The 20443-nt window shown below is 63.6% G+C and carries 20 protein-coding genes; 15 read left to right on the forward strand and 5 right to left on the reverse strand.

Going from position 1 to position 20443, the window contains the following annotated elements:
* Positions 1 to 52: 52 nt before the first annotated feature.
* From NKH91_RS00815 to NKH91_RS00825, 3 genes are all read left to right on the forward strand, one after another.
* Positions 53 to 514 carry a DUF4126 domain-containing protein gene (locus NKH91_RS00815; protein WP_352846548.1) on the forward strand — a complete coding sequence of 154 codons (462 nt, stop codon included), beginning with the start codon at positions 53 to 55 and terminating at the stop codon, positions 512 to 514.
* The gene (locus tag NKH91_RS00820) at positions 511 to 1887 is read left to right on the forward strand and encodes an FAD-containing oxidoreductase (protein WP_352846545.1); all 1377 of its coding nucleotides are present in this window, start codon (positions 511 to 513) and stop codon (positions 1885 to 1887) included. Before NKH91_RS00815 ends, NKH91_RS00820 begins: the two co-directional genes overlap by 4 nt.
* A gap of 101 nt (positions 1888 to 1988) precedes the next feature.
* A complete protein-coding gene (locus NKH91_RS00825) occupies positions 1989 to 3038 on the forward strand; it encodes a M14 family metallopeptidase (protein ID WP_352846544.1) in 1050 nt (349 codons plus the stop codon).
* A 14-nt stretch (positions 3039 to 3052) separates the two neighbouring features.
* On the opposite strand, the gene NKH91_RS00830 is transcribed toward NKH91_RS00825, so the two are convergent.
* On the reverse strand, positions 3053 to 3823 hold the full coding sequence (locus tag NKH91_RS00830) for an isocitrate lyase/PEP mutase family protein (protein WP_352846542.1): 771 nt from the start codon (positions 3821 to 3823) through the stop codon (positions 3053 to 3055).
* A 319-nt stretch (positions 3824 to 4142) separates the two neighbouring features.
* Here NKH91_RS00830 and NKH91_RS00835 point away from each other — a divergent pair, with 319 nt between their 5' ends.
* Positions 4143 to 6332 carry an anthranilate synthase gene (locus tag NKH91_RS00835; RefSeq protein WP_352494779.1) on the forward strand — a complete coding sequence of 730 codons (2190 nt, stop codon included), beginning with the start codon at positions 4143 to 4145 and terminating at the stop codon, positions 6330 to 6332.
* A 32-nt stretch (positions 6333 to 6364) separates the two neighbouring features.
* Positions 6365 to 7294, forward strand: a complete 930-nt coding sequence (locus NKH91_RS00840) for a cation diffusion facilitator family transporter (RefSeq protein ID WP_502897764.1) — start codon at positions 6365 to 6367, stop codon at positions 7292 to 7294.
* Positions 7295 to 7512: 218 nt separating this feature from the next.
* Here the strand turns inward: NKH91_RS00840 and NKH91_RS00845 are convergent, their stop codons facing one another.
* Positions 7513 to 7761: an antitoxin gene (locus NKH91_RS00845; protein WP_023719250.1), complete on the reverse strand. Its 249-nt coding sequence runs from the start codon at positions 7759 to 7761 to the stop codon at positions 7513 to 7515.
* Between the two features lie 24 nt (positions 7762 to 7785).
* On the reverse strand, positions 7786 to 8886 hold the full coding sequence (locus NKH91_RS00850) for a hypothetical protein (protein ID WP_352846540.1): 1101 nt from the start codon (positions 8884 to 8886) through the stop codon (positions 7786 to 7788).
* Between the two features lie 102 nt (positions 8887 to 8988).
* Between NKH91_RS00850 and NKH91_RS00855 the strand changes: the two genes are divergently transcribed.
* The 4 genes from NKH91_RS00855 to NKH91_RS00870 all read left to right on the forward strand — a co-directional run bounded on the left by NKH91_RS00855 (position 8989) and on the right by NKH91_RS00870 (position 12028).
* On the forward strand, positions 8989 to 9441 hold the full coding sequence (locus NKH91_RS00855; protein ID WP_352450551.1) for a DsrE family protein: 453 nt from the start codon (positions 8989 to 8991) through the stop codon (positions 9439 to 9441).
* A 72-nt stretch (positions 9442 to 9513) separates the two neighbouring features.
* Positions 9514 to 10311 carry an SDR family NAD(P)-dependent oxidoreductase gene (locus tag NKH91_RS00860; protein WP_352494777.1) on the forward strand — a complete coding sequence of 266 codons (798 nt, stop codon included), beginning with the start codon at positions 9514 to 9516 and terminating at the stop codon, positions 10309 to 10311.
* Between the two features lie 49 nt (positions 10312 to 10360).
* On the forward strand, positions 10361 to 10669 hold the full coding sequence (locus NKH91_RS00865; RefSeq protein WP_352494776.1) for a putative quinol monooxygenase: 309 nt from the start codon (positions 10361 to 10363) through the stop codon (positions 10667 to 10669).
* Positions 10670 to 10939: 270 nt separating this feature from the next.
* Positions 10940 to 12028, forward strand: a complete 1089-nt coding sequence (locus NKH91_RS00870; protein WP_352846538.1) for an AbrB family transcriptional regulator — start codon at positions 10940 to 10942, stop codon at positions 12026 to 12028.
* A gap of 19 nt (positions 12029 to 12047) precedes the next feature.
* Here NKH91_RS00870 and NKH91_RS00875 read toward each other — a convergent pair whose 3' ends face one another.
* Entirely contained in the window at positions 12048 to 12362 is a 315-nt protein-coding gene (locus tag NKH91_RS00875; protein ID WP_352846535.1) for a nuclear transport factor 2 family protein, read from the reverse strand.
* Between the two features lie 528 nt (positions 12363 to 12890).
* Here NKH91_RS00875 and leuA point away from each other — a divergent pair.
* The 4 genes from leuA to NKH91_RS00895 all read left to right on the forward strand — a co-directional run bounded on the left by leuA (position 12891) and on the right by NKH91_RS00895 (position 18304).
* The gene (gene leuA / locus NKH91_RS00880; RefSeq protein WP_352846534.1) at positions 12891 to 14630 is read left to right on the forward strand and encodes a 2-isopropylmalate synthase; all 1740 of its coding nucleotides are present in this window, start codon (positions 12891 to 12893) and stop codon (positions 14628 to 14630) included.
* Positions 14631 to 14773: 143 nt separating this feature from the next.
* The gene (locus tag NKH91_RS00885) at positions 14774 to 16564 is read left to right on the forward strand and encodes a tetratricopeptide repeat protein (RefSeq protein ID WP_023719258.1); all 1791 of its coding nucleotides are present in this window, start codon (positions 14774 to 14776) and stop codon (positions 16562 to 16564) included.
* Between the two features lie 185 nt (positions 16565 to 16749).
* On the forward strand, positions 16750 to 17553 hold the full coding sequence (locus tag NKH91_RS00890; RefSeq protein WP_352846532.1) for an alpha/beta fold hydrolase: 804 nt from the start codon (positions 16750 to 16752) through the stop codon (positions 17551 to 17553).
* Between the two features lie 133 nt (positions 17554 to 17686).
* On the forward strand, positions 17687 to 18304 hold the full coding sequence (locus NKH91_RS00895; protein ID WP_352846530.1) for a hypothetical protein: 618 nt from the start codon (positions 17687 to 17689) through the stop codon (positions 18302 to 18304).
* A gap of 76 nt (positions 18305 to 18380) precedes the next feature.
* On the opposite strand, the gene NKH91_RS00900 is transcribed toward NKH91_RS00895, so the two are convergent.
* Positions 18381 to 19325, reverse strand: coding sequence for a metallophosphoesterase family protein (locus NKH91_RS00900; protein ID WP_023719261.1), 945 nt, complete (start codon positions 19323 to 19325; stop codon positions 18381 to 18383).
* A gap of 53 nt (positions 19326 to 19378) precedes the next feature.
* On the opposite strand from NKH91_RS00900, the gene NKH91_RS00905 reads away from it, so the two are divergent.
* Both NKH91_RS00905 and NKH91_RS00910 read left to right on the forward strand, forming a co-directional pair.
* On the forward strand, positions 19379 to 19876 hold the full coding sequence (locus tag NKH91_RS00905; RefSeq protein WP_023719262.1) for an NUDIX domain-containing protein: 498 nt from the start codon (positions 19379 to 19381) through the stop codon (positions 19874 to 19876).
* A 93-nt stretch (positions 19877 to 19969) separates the two neighbouring features.
* Positions 19970 to 20443 carry an ABZJ_00895 family protein gene (locus tag NKH91_RS00910; RefSeq protein WP_352846527.1) on the forward strand — a complete coding sequence of 158 codons (474 nt, stop codon included), beginning with the start codon at positions 19970 to 19972 and terminating at the stop codon, positions 20441 to 20443.

Raw genomic sequence — 20443 nt, forward strand, 5'->3', positions numbered from 1 at the left:
TGGTAGCTTGCTCTCTCGGACCTGTCCCAAGCCGGCCATCGAGGGATCAATCATGCTGTACATTCTTGCACTCCTGATTGGCATCGTTGCCGGGCTTCGCGCCATGACAGCGCCCGCCGCGGTCGCCTGGGGCGCCTGGCTAGGCTGGTTGCCGGTCACCGGCACCTGGGCGAGTTTCATGGGCCACTGGATCGCCGTCGGCATCTTCACCATCCTGGCCATCGCCGAACTGGTCACCGACCAGCTGCCATCGGCGCCGAGCCGCAAGGTGCCGCAGCAATTCGGCACGCGCATCGTCTCGGGCGCTTTCACCGGCGCGGTGATCGGCGCCACCGGCGGCGCCACCATCGGCGGCCTGATCGCCGGCGCCGTCGGCGCGGTGATCGGCACGCTGGGCGGCGCCGAGGCGCGTAAACGCCTGGCCACCGCGTTCGGCAAGGACCCGCCCGCCGCCTTCATCGAGGACGCGGTGGCGATCGTCGGCGGGCTTCTGATCGTGGCGGCGGTGGCATGACGGCAAAGACATTCGACGCCATCATCGTCGGTGCCGGGCAGGCCGGCCCACCGCTCGCCGGCCGGCTGAATGCGGCCGGCATGAGCGTGGCGCTGATCGAGCGAAAGCTGGTCGGCGGCACTTGCGTCAACACCGGCTGCACGCCGACCAAAACGATGGTGGCAAGCGCCTATGCCGCGCATCTCGCCCGCTGCGCCGCGGACTATGGCGTGACGCTCTCCGGTCCCGTCGGCGTCAACTACAAGGCGATCAAGGCGCGCAAGGACAAAGTCTCGAACGACGCTCGCGGCAATCTCGAAGACTGGATTGCCGGCATGGACAAATGCACGCTCTATCGCGGCCATGCGCGCTTCGTGACCGCCAATACGGTGCGCGTCGGCGACGATCTACTGAGCGCCGAAAAGATATTCCTCAACACCGGTGGCCGCGCCTCGGTGCCCGATCTGCCCGGCATCGACGGCATTTCTTACCTGACCAATTCGTCGATGATGGATCTCGACGTGCTGCCGCGCCATCTCATCGTCGTCGGCGGCAGCTATGTCTCGCTCGAATTCGCGCAGATGTTCCGCCGCTTCGGTTCCGAAGTCACGGTCATCGAAAAGAGCCCGCGCCTGATCGGCCGCGAGGACGATGACGTCTCGGACGCCATTTTGTCGATCCTCGAAAACGAAGCCATTGCCGTCCATCTCGGCGCCGACGATATCCGCTTCGCCAGGCGAGGCAACGAAATCGCCGTGACCTTCTCGCCAGGCAAGGCGGCTGCGGTCGGCTCGCATGTGCTGCTGGCCCTGGGGCGCACGCCAAACACCGACGATCTCGGCCTCGACAAAGCCGGCGTCGAGGTCGACAAACGCGGCTTCATCGTCGTCGACGACCAGCTGCGCACCAGCGTGCCCGGCATCTGGGCGATGGGCGACTGCAACGGCAAGGGCGCCTTCACCCACACCTCGTACAATGACTACGAGATCGTCGCCGCCAACCTGCTCGACAACGATCCGCGCGGGGTCAGCGACCGCATCGAGGCCTATGCGCTCTATATCGACCCACCACTCGGCCGCTGCGGCATGACCGAAGCTGCGGTAAGGAAATCCGGTCGCCGCGCCCTTGTCGGCCAGCGGCCAATGACCCGTGTCAGCCGTGCCGTCGAAAAAGGTGAGACGCAAGGCTTCATGAAGATCCTGGTCGATGCCGACACCAAGGAGATCCTCGGCTGTTCGGTGCTCGGCCCGGGCGGCGACGAAGCGGTGCACTGTGTGCTCGACCTGATGTATGCCAAGGCGCCGGTCAGCACGCTGGCGCGTGCCGTGCACATCCACCCGAACGTCTCGGAGCTTCTGCCGACCATCGCCCAGGAATTGAAGCCGCTGGTGTGACGGCCGGGTAGAATCGTGCGCCCATAGCGGCAGCGGCTGGACCAATCGACAGCCTATCGGCAAAAGGGCATGTGTTCCGCCTCTTCTCCCGGAGGCATCCTGTGCAGAAATCCATCGAACGCATCGCCGGCGACAGCGAGGGCGTTTCCTACGAATTCCCCGTCTTCCGCTTCGCCGGAACGGACAAGACAGCGCCTTCGGCCTATCTGCAGGCGGCACTTCATGCCGGCGAATTGCCGGGCGTCGTTGCCATCGATGCGCTGATGCCGATGCTCAGCAGGGCGGAAGCCGAAGGCCGCATCAGCGGCAATATGACCATCGTGCCCTGGGCCAATCCGATCGGCCGCGCGCAATATCTCTATGGCGACCATCAGGGCCGCTTCCATCTGGGGACGCGCACCAATTTCAATCGCGGCTTTCCGCGGCTCGCCGCGCCCGACCTCACGCTCCTGCCGGCGCACGGCACGGTCGATCAGCGGCTGAAGACGCGGCTGCTGCAGCTCTCCATCGGCCACGACATCGTGCTCGACCTGCACTGCGACGATGAAGGCCTCGCCTACCTCTACGTCCACACCAGCCTGTGGCCGGCCATGGCGGATTGTGCGGCGGCTATGGGCGTCGATGCGGTGATGCTGTGGCACGAAGATCCCGACGGCACCTTCGAAGGCGCCTCGATCATGCCGTATCAGAACGTTCCCGCCGACGTCGCGCGCCTCGATCGGCGCGTCGCCACCACCGTCGAATATCGCGGCATACTCGACGTCGACGGCGCCCTCGCAAGCGCCGACGCCGAAGGGCTCTACCGGCTGCTGGTGGCGCGCGGCGTCATCCGGGATCAGGCGCTGCCCGCGTCTGGCAGCTTCGTAGGACTCGTCGCGCCGATCGAAAATATCGAGATGATGCCGGCGCCCCGTTCGGGCGCGATCCTCTACCACGTGAAGCCGAGCGACCGCGTCACCAAGGGTGCGCGCCTTGCCACCATCGTCCACGCGCCGGGTGAGCCCGACGGCCGCACGGAAGTGTTGGCGCCCCAGGCCGGCCTCATCCTGACACGCCGCTCGCGCCGCATAATTCGCGCCGGCGAGGACCTCTTGAAGCTGGTCGGCGACAGGAAGAGTGCCGATGCAAGGTCGGGGACGCTGGAGGACTGACGCAACCCGCCAGGCTACCCCGAAATCGCCTGTCGCGCCTTGGACTCCAGCCATTCGGCCATCTGCCGGTAAGGCACCGGACCATGGCTCACGCGGGCGACGCCGAGTTCGGCAAGCCTCTGGCGCGGCGGCACATGCGCCAGTGCAATGATGTTGACCGGCAATGCCGTTGCCTGGCAGAGCGCCTCGATCAGGCCTTCATCGGCAAGCCCCGGCGCAAAGAAGCCATGCGCTCCGGCCCTTTCGTAGGCGTGCGCCCGCTCGATCGCCTGATCGAGGAGAGCCTTGTCGTGCGCATCCGGTTTCGCCTTCAGGAAAATGTCGGTTCGGGCGTTGATGAAGGCCGGAATACCCGAGGTCTTCACGGCCGCCGCGGCGGCTTCGATCCGCCTCACCTGTATGGCGATGTCGTGCAGCCCACTGCCGCCGACAATCTGATCTTCGAAATTAAAGCCGACGGCTCCAGCCTGCACGGCGAGCGCCACGCTGCGGGCGACAACCTCCGGAGCGACCCCGTAACCGCCCTCGAGGTCCATGGTTACCGGCAGATCCACCGCCGCAACGATGCGTTTGATGTTTTCGAGCGCCAGTTCCAACGGGATTTTCTCGCCATCGGCGAATCCGAAAGCGGCCGCGACCGGCCAGCTTCCGGTGGCGATGGCCTTGGCCCCTGCTTGCGCGATGATCTTGGCGGAGCCTGGGTCCCAGGCATTGTAGAGGACAATCGGGTTGCCCTTGACATGGAGGGAATGGAACGTCCGTGCGCGGTCGATCTGCTCGGTCATCGATGTTTTCCCGTCTTCCTGCTGTTTGATGCAGAGTCTAGGCAGGACTGCCGGTCTTGGCCATGTGCCATGGGTTGCGAAAGCAGCAGCCACCCCACAGACTTTCAAACCTGTTGCGCATACCGCTTTTCGCGGCTATGGATTTCGCCATGAATATGCGTTCGATCAAGACCATTTGGTGGTGGGCTCGCTGACAGCGGCCTGTTCGAACGCGTTCGCGTGACAATAGAAGGTGGCCGCAGCGGAATGTCCGGGCGGCCATTTGTTTTTTCAAGCCATTCCCGGGTCCGTTGCCCCAAAGACGCTGATGGAGACGGCAATGACGACGAAAATTCTGGAGAATGGCGCCGAGCGCTTCGTCACCGCGGGTGGCGTGGCGATTACCCGCCAGCGCCATGACCGGCCATATGAGGGCGCGATCGACGGCTATGTCGATGGCCTGAATTCGCGCCGCGGCGCCGTGTTTTCCTCGAATTACGAATATCCCGGCCGTTATACGCGCTGGGATACCGCCATCATCGATCCGCCGCTGGTGATCTCGGCACGCGGCCGCGCCATGCGCATCGAGGCGCTGAACCGCCGTGGCGAGGTGCTTTTGCCGGTGATCGGTACGGTGCTTGCTGGCCTTGACGATGTCACGATCGCCGAGACGTCGAACAAACTCATCCGCCTCGAGGTCGCCAAGCCCGGCCGTGTCTTCACCGAAGAGGAACGCAGCCGCGTTCCCTCCGTGTTCACCGTGCTGCGCGCCATCACTGCTTTGTTCAAGACCGAGGAAGACGCCAATCTCGGCCTCTATGGCGCCTTCGGCTACGACCTCGCCTTCCAGTTCGATCCGGTCGACTACAAGCTCGAGCGCAAGCCAAGCCAGCGCGATCTCGTGCTGTTCCTGCCCGACGAGATCCTCGTCGTCGACCACTATTCCACCAAGGCCTGGACCGACCGCTACGACTATTCCGGCGACGGCTTTTCGACCGAAGGCCTGCCGCGCGACGAAATCGTCGAGCCGTTCAGGACCGCCGACCGGATCCCGCCGCGCGGCGACCACGAGCCCGGCGAATATGCCAAGCTGGTGCGCAAGGCGATGAAGAGCTTTGAGCGCGGCGACCTGTTCGAAGTGGTGCCGGGGCAGATGTTCTACGAACGCTGCGAAACCCAGCCCTCCGAGATTTCCCGCAAGCTGAAGAGCATCAATCCCTCGCCCTATTCCTTCTTCATCAATCTCGGCGAGGGCGAATATCTGATCGGCGCCTCGCCGGAAATGTTCGTTCGCGTCAACGGCCGCCGCGTCGAGACCTGCCCGATCTCCGGCACTATCAAGCGCGGCGACGATGCCATTTCCGATAGCGAGCAGATCCTCAAGCTGCTCAATTCCAAGAAGGACGAGTCCGAACTCACCATGTGCTCGGATGTCGACCGCAACGACAAGTCGAGGGTCTGCGAGCCGGGCTCGGTGCGCGTCATCGGCCGTCGCCAGATCGAGATGTATTCGCGCCTGATCCACACCGTCGACCACATTGAGGGACGGCTGCGCGAAGGCATGGACGCCTTCGACGCCTTCCTGTCGCATGCCTGGGCCGTCACCGTCACCGGCGCGCCGAAATTATGGGCCATGCGCTTCATCGAGCAGAACGAGAAGAGCCCGCGCGCCTGGTATGGCGGGGCGATCGGCATGGTCAATTTCAACGGTGACATGAACACCGGCCTGACGCTTCGCACCATCCGCATCAAGGACGGCATTGCCGAGGTGCGCGCCGGCGCCACGCTGCTCTTCGACAGCATACCCGAAGAAGAAGAAGCCGAAACCGAACTGAAGGCATCCGCCATGATCTCCGCCATCCGCGACGCCAAGTCAGGCAATGCCGCCAGCACCGAACGCAGCACCGCGCGGGTCGGCGATGGCGTCAACATCCTGCTGGTCGACCACGAGGACTCCTTCGTCCACACGCTGGCCAATTATTTCCGCCAGACCGGCGCCAATGTCTCGACGGTGCGCACGCCGGTGCCGGACGAGGTCTTCGACCGGCTGAAGCCCAACCTGGTCGTGCTGTCGCCCGGCCCCGGCACGCCGAAGGACTTCGACTGCGCCGCCACCATCAAGCGAGCCCGTGCGCGCGACCTGCCGATCTTCGGCGTCTGCCTCGGGCTGCAGGCGTTGGCCGAGGCCTATGGCGGCGAATTGCGGCAATTGCACATCCCGATGCATGGCAAGCCGTCGCGCATCCGCGTGTCGAAGCCGGGCATCATCTTCTCCGGCCTGCCCAAGGAGGTGACGGTCGGCCGCTATCATTCGATCTTTGCCGATCCGGTGCGGCTGCCCGATGGTTTTGTCGTCACCGCCGAGACCGAGGACGGCATCATCATGGCCTTCGAGCACCGCAAGGAGCCGATCGCCGCTGTGCAGTTCCACCCGGAATCGATCATGACGCTCGGCCACAATGCCGGCATGCGCATCATCGAGAACATCGTCGCGCACCTGCCGCGCAAGGCCAAGGAAAAGGCCGCTTAATTCGAGGGCTCAGTGTTGGGATTTCTTCCCCAGTGACCGCGGCAGAAATCAAAGCAGCCGCCAGGCAGAAGGTCGCCAGCCTCGCTTTCTGGTCGATCGTCGTCGCCTTCGTCGTGCTCGGCCTCAAGCTGGTGGCCTGGTACGTCACCGGTTCGGTTGCGCTTTATTCGGACGCGCTGGAATCGATCGTCAACGTCATTGCCTCGGCCGCCGCCTATTGGGCGATCCAGGTCAGCTACAAGCCAGCCGACCAGGACCATCCGTTCGGCCACCACAAGGCCGAGTATTTCTCGGCCGTCCTGGAAGGCGTGCTGATCGTGCTTGCCGCCCTGCTGATCCTCAATGAGGTCTGGTGGTCGTGGCAGCATCCGGCCCCGCTCGAACAGCCATGGACCGGCCTTGCCGTCAACGGCGTCGCAACCGTCATCAACGCCGTCTGGGCCTTGACGTTGATCCGCACCGGACGGAGTGAAAAATCACCGGCGCTGGTTGCCGACGGCAGGCATATCATGACCGACGTAGCGACCTCGGTCGGTGTCTTCATCGGCCTGGTCGGCGCCGTGCTGACCGGCTGGCAGGTTCTCGATCCGGCTCTTGCGGTGATCGTGGCGCTGAACATCCTGTGGCAAGGCTGGCACGTCATCGGCTCGTCGATGAACGGGCTGATGGACCGCGCCGTCGATACCCAGGAACATATCCGTATCCGCGACATCATCTCTGCCAATTGCAAGGGCGCGCTCGAGGTCCACGACCTGAAGACGCGCATCGCCGGCCGCGCCACCTTCATCGAGTTCCATCTGGTCGTCGACGCCGACATGTCGGTCGGCGCCAGCCACGTCATCTGCGACCGCATCGAGGACGCACTGCAGGCAGAGATCCCTTCCGTCCGCGTCATCATCCATGTCGAGCCCGACGACGAAGCGAAACTGCCCAAGGGCACGACGGCCGTGCCGTTCGCGTGAAGCAATTCGCGCAGAAAAATCGCTCAGTCGTGATCCTTCGCGCCCCCCTCTGTCCTGCCGGACATCTCCCCCAACAAGTGGGGAGATTGGCCGTCACCGCGGCTTTTGCCAATAGCCATAGTCGCAGGAGTGAGTGACGCGAGGAAGCTGCCGATCTCCCCCCAAGTGGGGGAGATGTCCGGCAGGACAGAGGGGGGCGCGAAGGATCGCTGTAGCCCTCATTCCGAGCCGCTGCGCGCCATGGATTCGAGGATCTGATCCGACGGACTTTCCAGAGCCGCCTCCGCGAAATCGTCATCAAGCGGACCGATCACTCTGTCCAGCCAAGCCCAATCCTGCGCAAGAGGCTCGATAATGACGCTCTGGCCGTGGCGGCTGATGAAAACCTCTTTGGTGTCGAAACGGTACTCCTTTGGCAAGCGCACCGCCTGCGAGCGGCCGGACCAAAAAACCCTTGTCTTGCGCATGGCATCCACCTTCTCGTCACATGATCAAGGCCCGCAGGCCGCCTGCGGCATCGGCTCCAGCCGGTAGACCTTGTCGTCGGAGCTGGTGTCGCCTTCCGCCGCTTTCGAGCACAGATCGATGATCGGCAGGCCGCTGTTTGGGTTGGCCAGCATCATCGTGCCGTTGGCGCCGCGGCGGAGGAAAATCTCCTTTTGCGCGATATCGCAGGAGGCACCACCCGTCTTCGCGCTCGCCGCGCAGCGCCACTGGTCGCCCTCGCCCTGGCAGTTATAGACCTGCGTGACCTTGGCCGATTTCTGCCGTGTGGTGACCGAAACGGCGATATCGGCGCCGCTTGGCCAATTGGCCGGATCGCCAGCCCCGGCGAAAGACGCCAGCTCGACCGGTCCGCGGAAAACCCGGATCGTCTGGGTCAGCTGATCGGGATGCGAGCCGAGATGCGCGGCATCATAGTCACGCCCGTAGCAGAAGGCCTGGTCCGGCTTCAGCCGCTCGCGCAATGGCGGGCCAAGTGCCGGATCGATCGGGTCGATGCGGGCGAACTCCGCCTTGCAGGTCGCGGCCGGCATCGGATCGAGCCTGAAGCCGTTGTCGTCCTTGCCCAACGCCTGCCGTTCGTACTCCGCCTTGCCGAGCTCGTCTTCCGATCCGGCATCGAGATAAAGATCGGGCTGCACGTCCGAGACGATCAGCCGGCCCTTGTCGTCGACCTTCAGCGAAGCCATGGTGCGATCGCAGTCCATGCCGCAACGGATCGGACCGGTTTTGCCGTCCTCCGATTCATGGCTGCACCAACCGCCGAGCCATTCCGGCGCCTTGGCGCCGCGTACCGTCGTCGCCATGAAGCCATTGTAGGAGGAATCGATGCCGGTGCTTGGCTCCTCGTTTGGCCGGCTGACCGGATCGCGGCCGTAATAGAAGAAGATGCGCGCCACCTTCTGGTGCGGATGCGACTTGAGATGCGCGGCGTCGTAGACGCGGCCGAAACAGGCGTCCTTGCCGTCGGGGCTGAGCTCGGTGAGTTTGAGCGTGTCATCGGCGAAAGCAGCGCCGCCGACGGCGGAAAGCAAGGCAGCCCCAAGCCCGGCGCCCACAATGGTCCCCGTTATGGTCCTCGACGTCATGCTACCCCTCCATTGCCCCGACAAGACGTGACGTCAATTTATGCTAGGATCGAGGCCGAGGCCACGCAATTTGCGCGGGCCGGCTAAATGGGAGATGAAGCCATGCGACGCCGCGATATTTTCCGCGTCGGTCTTGCCGGGGCCGCCGGGCTTTTCGGGCTGCGCCCCACCAAGGCGGCAGCCATTGAAGTCAAGGCCGTCGAAGAGGAAAGGCAAAAGGTCGCCTATCACCTCAGCGATCTCGACAAGGTCAATTTCGTGCTCGGCAACATCAAGAACCACTTCGAAGGCACCGACGGCAAGGTCGACATCGCGCTTGTCGTGCACGGCCCAGCACTTGCCGCCTTCAAGTCGAAGGGCATATCCGCCGCCATTTCCGGGCGTTTCGCCGGCCTTGTCCAGGATGGGCTCAGCCCGCACGCTTGCGCCAACACCATGCACGGCATGGATATCGGCCTGGCCGACCTGCTCGACGGCTTCCATGCCGCCGACAGAGGCGGTGTCGTCAAGCTCGCCGAATTGCAGCGCCAGGGCTACGCCTATCTCAGGCCATAGGCTTTTACGGACTTGAACGCGAGGACTGCGAGGGCCTACGAAGAGCAGGCCGAGTCCCCCGGAGGAATAGACGTGCCAGCCACCACCACCCTTGTCAGCCCCTCTCTGGTCATCCCCGACCTTGCCGGAAAGGCGGTGCTGGTCACCGGCGCGTCGACCGGCATCGGCGCGGCGCTTGCACTTGCCTACGCCGCGCAGAAATGTCGCGTCGCACTGCACTACAATTCGAGCCGGGTGGCTGCCGAAAACCTGGCGGCGACCATTCGCAACGGTGGCGGCGACGTGTTCCTGACCCAGGGCGATTTCTCGATCCCCGCCGATGTCGAGCGCGTCGTCGAGGACAGTGCGCAACATTTCGGCCGGCTCGACGGCCTCGTCAACAATGCCGGCGGCATGCTCGGCCGCGTGCCCTATGCCGAGCAGACCGAGGCGCATTACGACGCGGTGATGGACCTCAACGCGCGTTCCGTGCTGACAGCTTCGCGCAAGGCGATCCCATGGCTGAAGCGGCAGGGCGGCTTCATCGTCAACACCTCCTCGATCGCCGCGCGCAACGGCGCCGGTGGCGGCGCCGGCCTTTACGGCTCCGCCAAGGCCTTCGTCTCCAACGTCACGCGCGGCATGGCCAAGGAGCTAATCGGTTTCAACATCCGCGTCAACGCGGTGGCGCCCGGCACGATCGCGACACCTTTCCACGAGCGCTACTCGACCGACGACCAGATGAAAGGCATGATCGCCACCATCCCGCAGGGCCGCGCCGGCACCGCCGAGGACTGCGTTGGCGCCTATCTGTTCCTCTCCTCCGCTCTGTTGAGCGGCTACATCACCGGCCAGGTGATCGAGGTGAATGGCGGCCAGTTGATGCCGTAGACGGCGAACTGCATACTCCTGGTTGCGTAATCTCAACGGAGCAAAGCGAATGTACGGACTGATCGGCAAGATGCGGGCGACGCGCGGCCAGCGCGACGCGGTCATGGAGGTCCTGCTCGCCAGCACCGGCGCCATGCCCGGCTGCCTGAACTACATCATCGCCACCGACCCGGCCGACGCCGACGCGATCTGGGTGACCGAAGTGTGGACCGACGCCGAAAGCCATAAAGCTTCGCTGCAGCTGCCCGAAGTCCAGGCGGCAATCGCCAAGGCACGGCCGATCATCGCCGGCTTCGAGTTCCAGGTGGAGACGCGTCCGGTTGGTGGGTTTGGGTTGCCGGCGGTGAAGGCGGGATAGAGGAGAGGCCGGCGGGACAGCGCCCCCCCTCTGGCCTGCCGGCCATCTCCCCCTCAAGTGGGGAGATTGGCAGCTTCGCCGACAGCTCTCTTTTTGGAGATTGGCGAAGGCCGACGTGACATCCAATCTCCCCACTAGAGGGGGAGATGTCCGGCAGGACAGAGGGGGGCGCGAAGGATCGCTACGGATGGCTGGTGCCATTACCACCCAAGCCCTTTTCCCCCGCAAAAAGGGTTCGTATTTTTTCGCGACCGGTCTAAGAGCCGATCTATGGATTCTTCCCCGAACCCGCCGGCCATCGAGCACCTGGGGCGGATCCACAAGGGCTGGCAGTGGCCGGTCCTGGTGGTGGTCTCGGTGCTGTTTGCCGGCGCGCTTGAACTCGCCGCCCTTCCCGCCGCGCTCTTGATCGGACCGATGCTGGCGGCCATCGCTGCCGGCACCAACGGCGCCACGGTGCGCGTGCCGTGGGTTCTGTTCGGCTCCGCCCAGGCGGTCGTCGGCTGCCTGGTCGCCAGTTCCATCTCGGCCGATATCTTTCCCGTCTTCTACAAGGAATGGCCGCTGTTCCTCGGCGTCGTGATGGCGACGGTCGCGGCATCCAGCCTGCTTGGCTGGCTGATCAGCCGCTGGCGCATCCTGCCCGGCACCACCGCCGTCTGGGGCTCGTCGCCGGGCGCCGCCACCGCCATGGTGCTGATGGCCGGTGCCTTCGGCGCCGACCAGCGCCTCGTCGCCTTCATGCTCTATCTGCGCGTCATCTGCGTCTCGATGACGGCAGCCCTGGTGGCCAAGCTTTGGGTCGACACCTCAGGCATCCAGGTGCCGGCCATCGTCTGGTTCCCGCCGGTCGATCCGCAAGGCTTGGCCGCGACGTTCGGCGTGGCGCTGGTCGGCGGCCTCGCGGGAAAGCTTTTCCGGCTGCCGTCGCCGTTTTTCCTCGGCACCTTCATTTTCGGCACCGTGATCCATCTCGGGCTCGGCGTGACCATGCAGTTGCCGCCCTGGCTGCTCGCCTTGAGCTATACGATAATCGGCTGGAGCATCGGCCTGAATTTCACCAGGGCCATCTTGCGCCACGCGGCCCGCGCGCTGCCGCAGATCGTCGGCTCGATCATTGCCCTGATCGTCTTTTGCGGCGGCCTCGCCTTCCTGATCAGCCGCCTGCTCGGCATCGATCCGCTGACCGCCTATCTGGCGACCAGCCCCGGCGGCATGGACAGCGTCGCTATCATCGCCGCCGCCGCGCAGCATGTCGACATCTCCTTCGTCATGGCGCTGCAATCGGCACGCTTCCTGATCGTGCTTCTGGTCGGCCCAAGCGTGGCGCGGCTGGTGGCGAGAAGCCTGCGGGAGTAAAGACCAGCCGGGCAGTGCGTCAGCTGATCACCAGGCCCGATATACGCTCGCCGTCCAGCGTGAAGACCATATCGCCGTCGCCGTTGAAACCGTTGCCTTCGACGGCGATGCGAACGCGGCAGGTGCCGTCCTTCGCTGCGATGCCGAGGATGCGGAGCCTGGATTGCACGCCGATATTGTCCGACTGGTTCCAGCGCGCAATCTGCTCGCGGCCCTTGAACGACCGGCCCCAGTCGCTCAGGAAGGCGTCGGGCGTGAAACTGTCCAGGAAGGCTTCGCTATCGCCGGCATTGGTGGCTTCGACAAAGCGGCGGATCGGATCGGGTGTGGTCATGTTTCCTCCTGGGAGGTGCCGGAAATAAAAAACCCGCCTCGACGGCGGGTCCTCGGCGCCAATCAGCACCATAGCCAGATTAGTAGCATAGCTGCCGGCACAAAGCAAGAACAAAGTTGCCCCACCCTCAACTTTGAATGTTGGCGAAAACCAAGGCGACATCCAATCTCCCCCTTGCGGGGGGAGATCGGCAGCTTCTGCGACGGCGAGGCTCCCACTTGCCTCGCTTTGCCCGCTCCTGTATGAAATCCGCCATGAGCCCGCGCGCCACCTCTTTTGCGTCCCGCCCGACCGGCATTGCCGGCCAGACCGTTCGCGCGCTTGCCTCCACCCTGCTGCTTCTCGGCCTTATCGGCGATCGCCGGGTTCGCTGAAGGAGCGCCCGGCGGTCGAATTGCCGCTCACGCGCACGCTCCTTGGCCAGTCACAAATTGGCACGTCACATCAAGCGAACGAAATTCTGGTAAAGGCGCCGCTCGCCACCAATCCGGCTGAAGCTGGATCCGCGAGCCGCCGGGAGAAATGACGATGAACGCACGAGAAGATATCCGTCTGAATGTAGAGGAAATCAGCAAGCCTGCGGCAAAGGGCATGCCGGACGCCGCCCGCAAATACCAGCCCTATCCGACCGTTGGCCTTGCCGATCGCACCTGGCCTTCGAAAGTGATCGAGAAGGCGCCGATCTGGTGCTCGGTCGACCTGCGCGACGGCAACCAGGCGCTGATCGATCCGATGGGCCAGGAACGCAAGGCGCGCATGTTCGCCCTGCTCCTCGACATGGGCTTCAAGGAGATCGAGATCGGCTTCCCGTCGGCCTCGCAGACCGACTTCGATTTCGCCCGCTGGTGCATCGAACAAGGCAACGTGCCCGCCGACGTCTCGCTGCAGGTGCTGGTGCAGTGCCGGCCGGAACTGATCACCCGCACTTTCGAGGCGCTCAAGGGTGCCACCAACCCGATCGTCCATTTCTACAATTCGACGAGCGAGCTGCAGCGCCGCGTCGTCTTCGAGAAAGACGTCGCCGGCATCAAGCGGATCGCCACCGATGCGGCCAAGATGATCACCGACATGGCGGCGAAGGCCGGCGGCGGCTATCGTTTTGAATATTCGCCGGAGAGTTTTACCGGCACCGAGCTCGAAGTGGCGCTGGAGATCTGCAACGCCGTCACCGAAATCGTCCAGCCGACGGCGGAAAACAAGCTGATCATCAACCTGCCCTCCACGGTCGAGATGTCGACGCCCAACATCTATGCCGACCGCATCGAATGGATGTGCCGCAATCTCGACAACCGCGAGAACCTGTTGATCTCGCTGCATCCGCACAACGACCGCGGCACCGGCATCGCCACCACCGAACTCGGCCTGATGGCGGGCGCCGACCGCGTCGAAGGCACGCTGTTCGGCAATGGCGAGCGCACCGGCAATGTCGACATCGTCACGCTGGCGCTCAACATGTACACGCAAGGCGTCGATCCCGGGCTCGACTGCTCCGACATCAACCGCATGAAGGACGTCTACGAATACTCCAACCAGCTGAAGATCCCCGAGCGCCATCCCTATGTTGGCGAGCTCGTCTACACCGCCTTTTCCGGCTCGCACCAGGACGCCATCAACAAGGGCATGAAGGCGCTGCGCAAGGCCAACACGCCGCACTGGGAGGTGCCCTACCTGCCGATCGACCCGGCCGATGTCGGCCGCAGCTACGAAGCCATCATCCGCATCAACTCGCAGTCCGGCAAGGGCGGTATCGCCTATGTGCTGCATGCGGATTACGGCCTCAACCTGCCGCGCAACCTGCAGATCGAGTTCAGCCAGGCTATCCAGGCGATCACCGACGCCGAAGGCAAGGAGGTGCCGGCCAAGCGCATCTACGAGCGTTTTCTCGACACCTATGTCGACCAGCCCGGCGCGCGCCTGAAGTTCCTCGACCACCACACCTACCCCGACACCGAGGTCAAGGGCCGGCGCGTGGTCGAAGCGGTGATCCTCGACAGGGGCAAGGAGGTGACCATATCCGGCACCGGTACTGGCCCGATCGACGGCTTCGTCGATGCGCTGTCGCGCCATGTCGGGGTGCCGATGTCGGTGCTCGATTATTCCGAGCATTCCATGCAGCGCGGCTCGAATGCCTCGGCCATTTCCTATGTCGAGATGGAACATCCGGGCGGCAAGCTGTTCGGCGCCGGCATCAACACCAATATCGTCGCCGCCTCGCTCGAAGCCGTGGTTTCGGCCGCCAACCGCATCGTCGGCCGAAAGGGCGGCTAGCCGAAACTGCCAGGCCCGCGCCATCAGCCCACCGGATATTTATCCGGTGGGTACGCTATCGCACCATAAGCACATGCTTGTAAGGCGGCGCCAGCGCTATATGATCGTACCTCAACCTGTGCCGAATTCGAAGGGATCGACACTTGCAGCATACCACGCCTGCCGCCCCCGCAGTGCGCGAAACGTTGGAGCGATTGCTTGCCAGCGAAACGTTCGGACGATCCGAGCGCGCGCGCAAGCTGCTCCGCTACCTGGTCGAGCGCGAGCAGGCAGGCGAAGCCGATAGGCTCAAGGGCTTCTCTATAGCGATGGACGTCTTCGGCAAGGACGGCGATTTCGATCCGTCGACCGATGCGGTGGTGCGGGTGCAGGCCGGCAGGCTGCGCGAGCTGCTGCAGCAGTACTTCGCCAACGAGGGCGTTGCCGAACCGGTCCGCATCGCCATTCCGCGCGGCGGCTATGTTCCATCCTACGAACTCAATGCCATTCGCTTGCCGGCGGAGGCCGAGGCAGAGAGCAAGCCGCAGCCGGCGACAGAGGAGGCGGCGACGAGCGCCCCGCCCGGATCCTCGGAGGATGCCCGCAACCGGGCACATCCGGCTGCATTGCTGAGCGTTCCAGCGCTCAGCCCCGCTGCACCGTCGCTGCAGCGCCATTTGCAGTTCTTCTGGCTGGCGATCGCGCTGGTCATCCTCATGCTGGGTGTGCTGATCCTTCGCCAGGGCAGCGTGGTGTTGCTGACCGGCGGCGACACGGCGGTCGAGACCGCGGTGGCGACCGGCAGCATAGCGGCGCCTCCGGTTGAAACCCTCCCCCAGGTTTACATTGCCATCAAGGCCGACAGCGACGTGGCTCGCCGTGTCGCTGCATCACTGCGCGCCGGCCTTAGCGGCTTCGATACCATCAACTTCATCGGTCGTGATGCCGACAGCCCGCCCGATCCACTTACCGACGCCGCCAGCTTCGTGTTCGATGTCCTGCCCGGGCCGCGCAGCGGCGACATTATGCTCGAGCTGCAGAGCGTGGCGACCGGCCGCGTGCTGCTGTCACGCAACCTGACCGCCGGCGACAGCGCAAACACCGCTATCGAGGACCAAATCTCCGGCATTTTGAGCTCGGCTCTTCCCGCCTCGGGCACGATCTACAATTACATCGAGCAGAGCGGCATCCAGACCGGGCTGACGGCGTGTCTGGTGCTCAACGGCAAATATTATCTCGACCAGAACGCGCAGACGCACGAAGCCGCCTACCGCTGCCTCGAAGATCTTGCCAACCGGGAGGCGAAGTCGTCGCTCGTCTATTCGGAACTCGCGTCCTTGCATCTGGAGGCGGTCACCGACCATTATCCCTACCCCGCCGACGCGACGATGGAAAAGGCGATGATGTTTGCCCATCGCGCCATCCAGATGGGCCCCACCAGCCCCTATGCGCACCGCGCCCTTGGTTATCTCAATTCGCGCATCGGCAATTCCGAGGAATCGATCCGCTGGATGCGCAAGGCCTACGAACTTAATCCTTACGATCTCGCAATGGCCGCCGCCTATGGCTACGGGCTCGTTTTCGCCGGCAGGTACAGCGAGGGCACCCCGATCCTTGCTCACGCGGTGGATATCGCCAGCGCCCATCCGACATGGTGGGATTACGGGCTGTTCGCAGGAGAGTTCATGATGGGCGACATGAACAAGGCGACGCTTGCCAGCGACGGCTTGCGAACGACGGAAATGAAATCGCATTATCTGGCGGCGCGGCTGATCGGTGCCAACGCTGCCGGCCGCGAAAAGCTGGCAAGCAGGCTGCTGCAGGAATTGACCACAAAATTCCCGAAATTCGCAGCCGATCCGCGTGCAACGTTCGTCGAGCGCAGATATCCCGCCGATCTGACCAACCGGCTGGTAGAGGCCCTGCGCGCCGCCGGGCTTGGCGGTGCCAGCTGACGTCTTCCGGCGCGCGAACGACGTCAGCTGATCGCGAAAATTTTACTGGCCATCCGCACGGCCAAAGCGCAATTCAGACACGATTGAACCGCCCCAAACCCATCGCGGCATAAAGACCAATCGCGGCACAAAGACTGATCCCCCCGGCATCCGGACTGATCCCGGCACAAACCCATTAAGTTTGCATGACCCGATCCCTTTACGCTGCCGAACGGGGCACCGGCCCGACGACGATTGTCTTCCTGCATGGCTTCGGTGGCTGCCACGACGACTGGCGCGATGTGGTCGCGCCTCTGGCTCCGGGCGCGCGGACCTTGGCCTATGATCTGCCGGGTCATGGCTTGTCGTTCGATTTTCCGGGCGGCGGTCCGGCCAGGATCGCAGCCAGTGCCGTCCTTGCGGACCTTTCCGCACGCGGGATAAAGCGGGCCCATCTCGTCGGCCATTCGATGGGCGGCGCCGTGGCCGCCCTGATGGCATTGAGCGAGCCCGAAAGAATGGCCTCGCTGACGCTGTTGGCACCGGGCGGTCTTGGTCCTGAGATCAATGGCCCGCTGCTGCGCCGCTACGCCGCCGCTGCCGGCACCGACGAAATCCGCGCCTGCCTTGCCGCCATGTCGGGACCGCAAAGCCACCCCCCGCAGCACCGGGTCGATCTCCTCAACGAGATGCGCCAGCGTCCCGGCCAGTTGGGGACACTTGTCGAGCTCGCAGCTGCAATGACCAGGGATGATCGGCAAGGTGTCATCCCGAGCGAGCGGCTTGAAACGCTGAACATGCCGGTGATGGTGGTTTGGGGGACGGACGACGCGGTGCTGCCTGTCAGCCAAGCGGACGGCCTGCCGAAGCGTTTTCATCTGCACCACGTGCTGGAAGCCGGCCATATGCTGGTCGAGGAAGCGCCCGGCCTGATCGCCGAGGCCATCCGTCGCAATATGCGACGCCGCAGCAGGCGGCTTCGTCCGGGATTCGCCGCTGCGGCGAGCTGATCGGTCTTCGCACAGGCACGGCGGCGGCGCTGGTGCTGCTCCAGCGAACCCTTGCCCACCCATCGATCTCGCAAGTGCATTTTGCCGGCGGCTGTGTTAATTCGGTGTTAACCAAACCCGCGAGGCAACGCCGATGAAGGATGCAGGCGAGAACATCACCCAGATCGATCAGTCGCGAAAACTGTCCGATGCCATTCGCGACGTCAAGAACGCCTTCGCCGACCGCGACGACGTCGTCATCGACATGCGCGAAGCGCATCGCATGCGGCTCGATTTGCTTGCCGCCGAACTCGCCCCGGTGTTCGGCGACGTACCCACCGACATGGACAGTTTCGACTTCGCCGTCTCGTCCGGCCTGCAGCCAAGGCTGTGGATCGACGCCGTCAGCCATGTCGCCATGGGACGCGACCGCCGCACCTACCGCTTTCTCAAGGACACGCGCATCGGCCGCGTCGTGCTCGCCGAGTCGACCGAGATGAAGGTCGTTGCCGATCAGGTGACGCGCTATGTCGCCGAGCGCGTCGTCGAACGCCAAAGGATGATGGAATGCGGCATCGAGCAGGCCGTCGCCGGCCTGAAACGCGCCCTAGTGGTGGAAGCCGAGCCGCCGCTGCATGTCCCTGCGCGCAGCAACGGCTGGTCGGCCTTCTTCTCGGGCCTGGGCCTGATCGCCGCCGGCGCCCTGGTCGGCCTGGCGATTTCGCTCGTGCTGTTCTGGGACCGTATTGTCGCAATGAAAATCAGCTTCTAGAGCCGTTCAGCGTTTCACGGAAACGCTGAACCGCTCTATCTCTTTGTTTTGACGCAATTCCGGACGGAAAACCGTTTCACACTTTTCCTGGAATTGCTCCAGCCATCGACGCCTCGGCTTCGACGCCAAGCTCCATTGTCTGCAGGTCGCTGGGCGGCAATGCCGGCCCGGTCAGGCCGCGGCGCGTCAGCCTGATCCGCCAATTGTCCTTTTCACCGTCGATGTCGAGCAGATTATATTGCGCCGGTGCATGCGAACTGCCGGGGGCCTGCCCGGCGGCGGCGACCCCGACCACCGGGATTTTGGCCTTGCGGGCGCCGATGAAGAAGAGCGACGGCACATGCGAATGGCCGTGCAGCACAAGCTCGGCGCCGTGCCGGTGAAGAACCTTGTGGAAGCGCGAGATGCCAAACAGCCGCTTGTTCTGCGAAACGGCGCCGCGCACCGGCGGGTGGTGGATCATGATCACCCGGAACAGGCCGCGCTTGCCTGTGGCGTCGAGCATGTCGCGCAGCCTTTCCGCCTGGCCTTCCAGAAAGAAGCCGTTGGCCATGAACGGAGCCGTGGCGCGCGCCGTGGAGACGCCGATCAGCGCAGCATCGCCGCGCACGCGCAGATAGGGAAAGGTGTTGCGGTCGACCGGCGTATTGACGCCGTCGCCGGTCATCCATGCTGCCCAGGACCGGCAGGTCTTGTCGAAGGCGCCCGGCACATAGGCATCATGATTTCCTGGCACGACCGACACGTCATTCGGCGAGCCCAGCGTCTCCAGCCAGTGCTTGGCCATCTCGATCTCTCCGTCGAGCGCCAGATTGACCAGGTCACCGGTGATGGCGAGATGGTCCGGCCCGCTGGCCTTCATGTCGGCGACGATCGTGTCGATGACGGCGTCGTGCATGTGGCGGCGGCGGTTACGCTGCCAATTGACGTAACCGACCACGCGCTTGGAGGCGAGATCGCGATAGGTTACATCGGGAAGCGGCCCCAGATGGACATCGGAAATATGCGCGAGCCTGAACATCTTTTCTTCATAGGCGAGGCGCGCGCGGCTTTCCACTCACGGTTTCGCGGACGATGACGCCGGATCCGGAGCAAGCCCTGCGCCAGACCGGCTGGCCAGGCTTCAGGGCAAGGCTGTTTCACCTGTACTTCGTACTGCGGCGGCCGATGACGCTCGGCGTGCGCGGCTTGATCCACGACCGCCCCTCCAATTCCATCTTCCTCATCCGCCACACCTATGTCCCTGGCTGGCACCTGCCCGGCGGTGGCGTCGAGTTGGGCGAGACGATGATCGAAGCGCTGACGCGCGAAGTCTTCGAGGAAGGCAACATCGCGCTGACCGGACCGCCGGTGCTGAAGTCCCTGCATTTCAACCGCCGCGCCAGCCGCCGCGATCATGTCGGTCTCTATCTGGTCGAGGAGTTCGACCAGCCAGCACCCAAGCTGCCCGACCGCGAGATCGCCGAAGCCGGCTTCTTTCCGCTCGACCGCTTGCCGGAAGGCACGACACCGGCGACGCTGCGGCGGATTGCCGAAGTTTTTGAGGGGAATTCGGCATCGCCTTACTGGTAGATCATCTCTCCAACAGCTTTGGCTGCTTCGGTTTAGGCCGGCAACATCCATTGTTCTCCGAGAGAACTATATATATTAGGCGATAAGAGAAAAATGAAACATAGCCAAAACGACAGGTTTAGAATCGTACTATATATCTCACTTTACACGGCAATTACTGTGACAACAATTCTTGCTACAGCCTTAATTTCGACAATGGTCCTTGGGATAGATCCATCAAGGTTGGAAAAAAGTGGAAGAGGCATCCAGTTCGCAATACAACTTTTTGCGGCATTCGTGACATATTTTGTTTTTATAAAGCGACATGCTCGGCTTTTTACTCGCACTGAATTCTGGAAAATGGTCGGCTTCTCAAGCCTGATAGAAATGGGTTTGGGAATGGCCGTGCTTCTGCTGTCGGGATCGTTTCGCGCAATCCCGCTCCAGATGTCGGTCCAGATCGTCATGGTCGGCGGCATCGTGGCGTTCCTGGCAACGTCGCTCGGCTACTCCAATCGATTTGGAAATACCACATTGAAAGCTGATCTCGTCAGAAGGGCAAAGATGGACTCAGAAACCTTCCGCTAG

The organism is Mesorhizobium sp. M0894, from assembly GCF_040319725.1.
Lineage (GTDB): Bacteria > Pseudomonadota > Alphaproteobacteria > Rhizobiales > Rhizobiaceae > Mesorhizobium.

Excerpts from the sequence above, each read along its gene's own strand:
- NKH91_RS00900 (WP_023719261.1), bottom strand. The coding sequence starts at position 19,325 with ATGTTCAGGCTCGCGCATATTTCCGATGTCCATCTGGGGCCGCTTCCC.
- NKH91_RS00895 (WP_352846530.1), top strand. The coding sequence starts at position 17,687 with ATGAAGGATGCAGGCGAGAACATCACCCAGATCGATCAGTCGCGAAAA.
- NKH91_RS00905 (WP_023719262.1), top strand. The coding sequence starts at position 19,379 with ATGACGCCGGATCCGGAGCAAGCCCTGCGCCAGACCGGCTGGCCAGGC.
- NKH91_RS00815 (WP_352846548.1), top strand. The coding sequence starts at position 53 with ATGCTGTACATTCTTGCACTCCTGATTGGCATCGTTGCCGGGCTTCGC.
- NKH91_RS00865 (WP_352494776.1), top strand. The coding sequence starts at position 10,361 with ATGTACGGACTGATCGGCAAGATGCGGGCGACGCGCGGCCAGCGCGAC.
- NKH91_RS00820 (WP_352846545.1), top strand. The coding sequence starts at position 511 with ATGACGGCAAAGACATTCGACGCCATCATCGTCGGTGCCGGGCAGGCC.
- NKH91_RS00845 (WP_023719250.1), bottom strand. The coding sequence starts at position 7,761 with ATGCGCAAGACAAGGGTTTTTTGGTCCGGCCGCTCGCAGGCGGTGCGC.
- NKH91_RS00850 (WP_352846540.1), bottom strand. The coding sequence starts at position 8,886 with ATGACGTCGAGGACCATAACGGGGACCATTGTGGGCGCCGGGCTTGGG.
- NKH91_RS00890 (WP_352846532.1), top strand. The coding sequence starts at position 16,750 with ATGACCCGATCCCTTTACGCTGCCGAACGGGGCACCGGCCCGACGACG.
- NKH91_RS00830 (WP_352846542.1), bottom strand. The coding sequence starts at position 3,823 with ATGACCGAGCAGATCGACCGCGCACGGACGTTCCATTCCCTCCATGTC.
- NKH91_RS00835 (WP_352494779.1), top strand. The coding sequence starts at position 4,143 with ATGACGACGAAAATTCTGGAGAATGGCGCCGAGCGCTTCGTCACCGCG.
- NKH91_RS00910 (WP_352846527.1), top strand. The coding sequence starts at position 19,970 with ATGAAACATAGCCAAAACGACAGGTTTAGAATCGTACTATATATCTCA.
- leuA (WP_352846534.1), top strand. The coding sequence starts at position 12,891 with ATGAACGCACGAGAAGATATCCGTCTGAATGTAGAGGAAATCAGCAAG.
- NKH91_RS00875 (WP_352846535.1), bottom strand. The coding sequence starts at position 12,362 with ATGACCACACCCGATCCGATCCGCCGCTTTGTCGAAGCCACCAATGCC.
- NKH91_RS00855 (WP_352450551.1), top strand. The coding sequence starts at position 8,989 with ATGCGACGCCGCGATATTTTCCGCGTCGGTCTTGCCGGGGCCGCCGGG.
- NKH91_RS00870 (WP_352846538.1), top strand. The coding sequence starts at position 10,940 with ATGGATTCTTCCCCGAACCCGCCGGCCATCGAGCACCTGGGGCGGATC.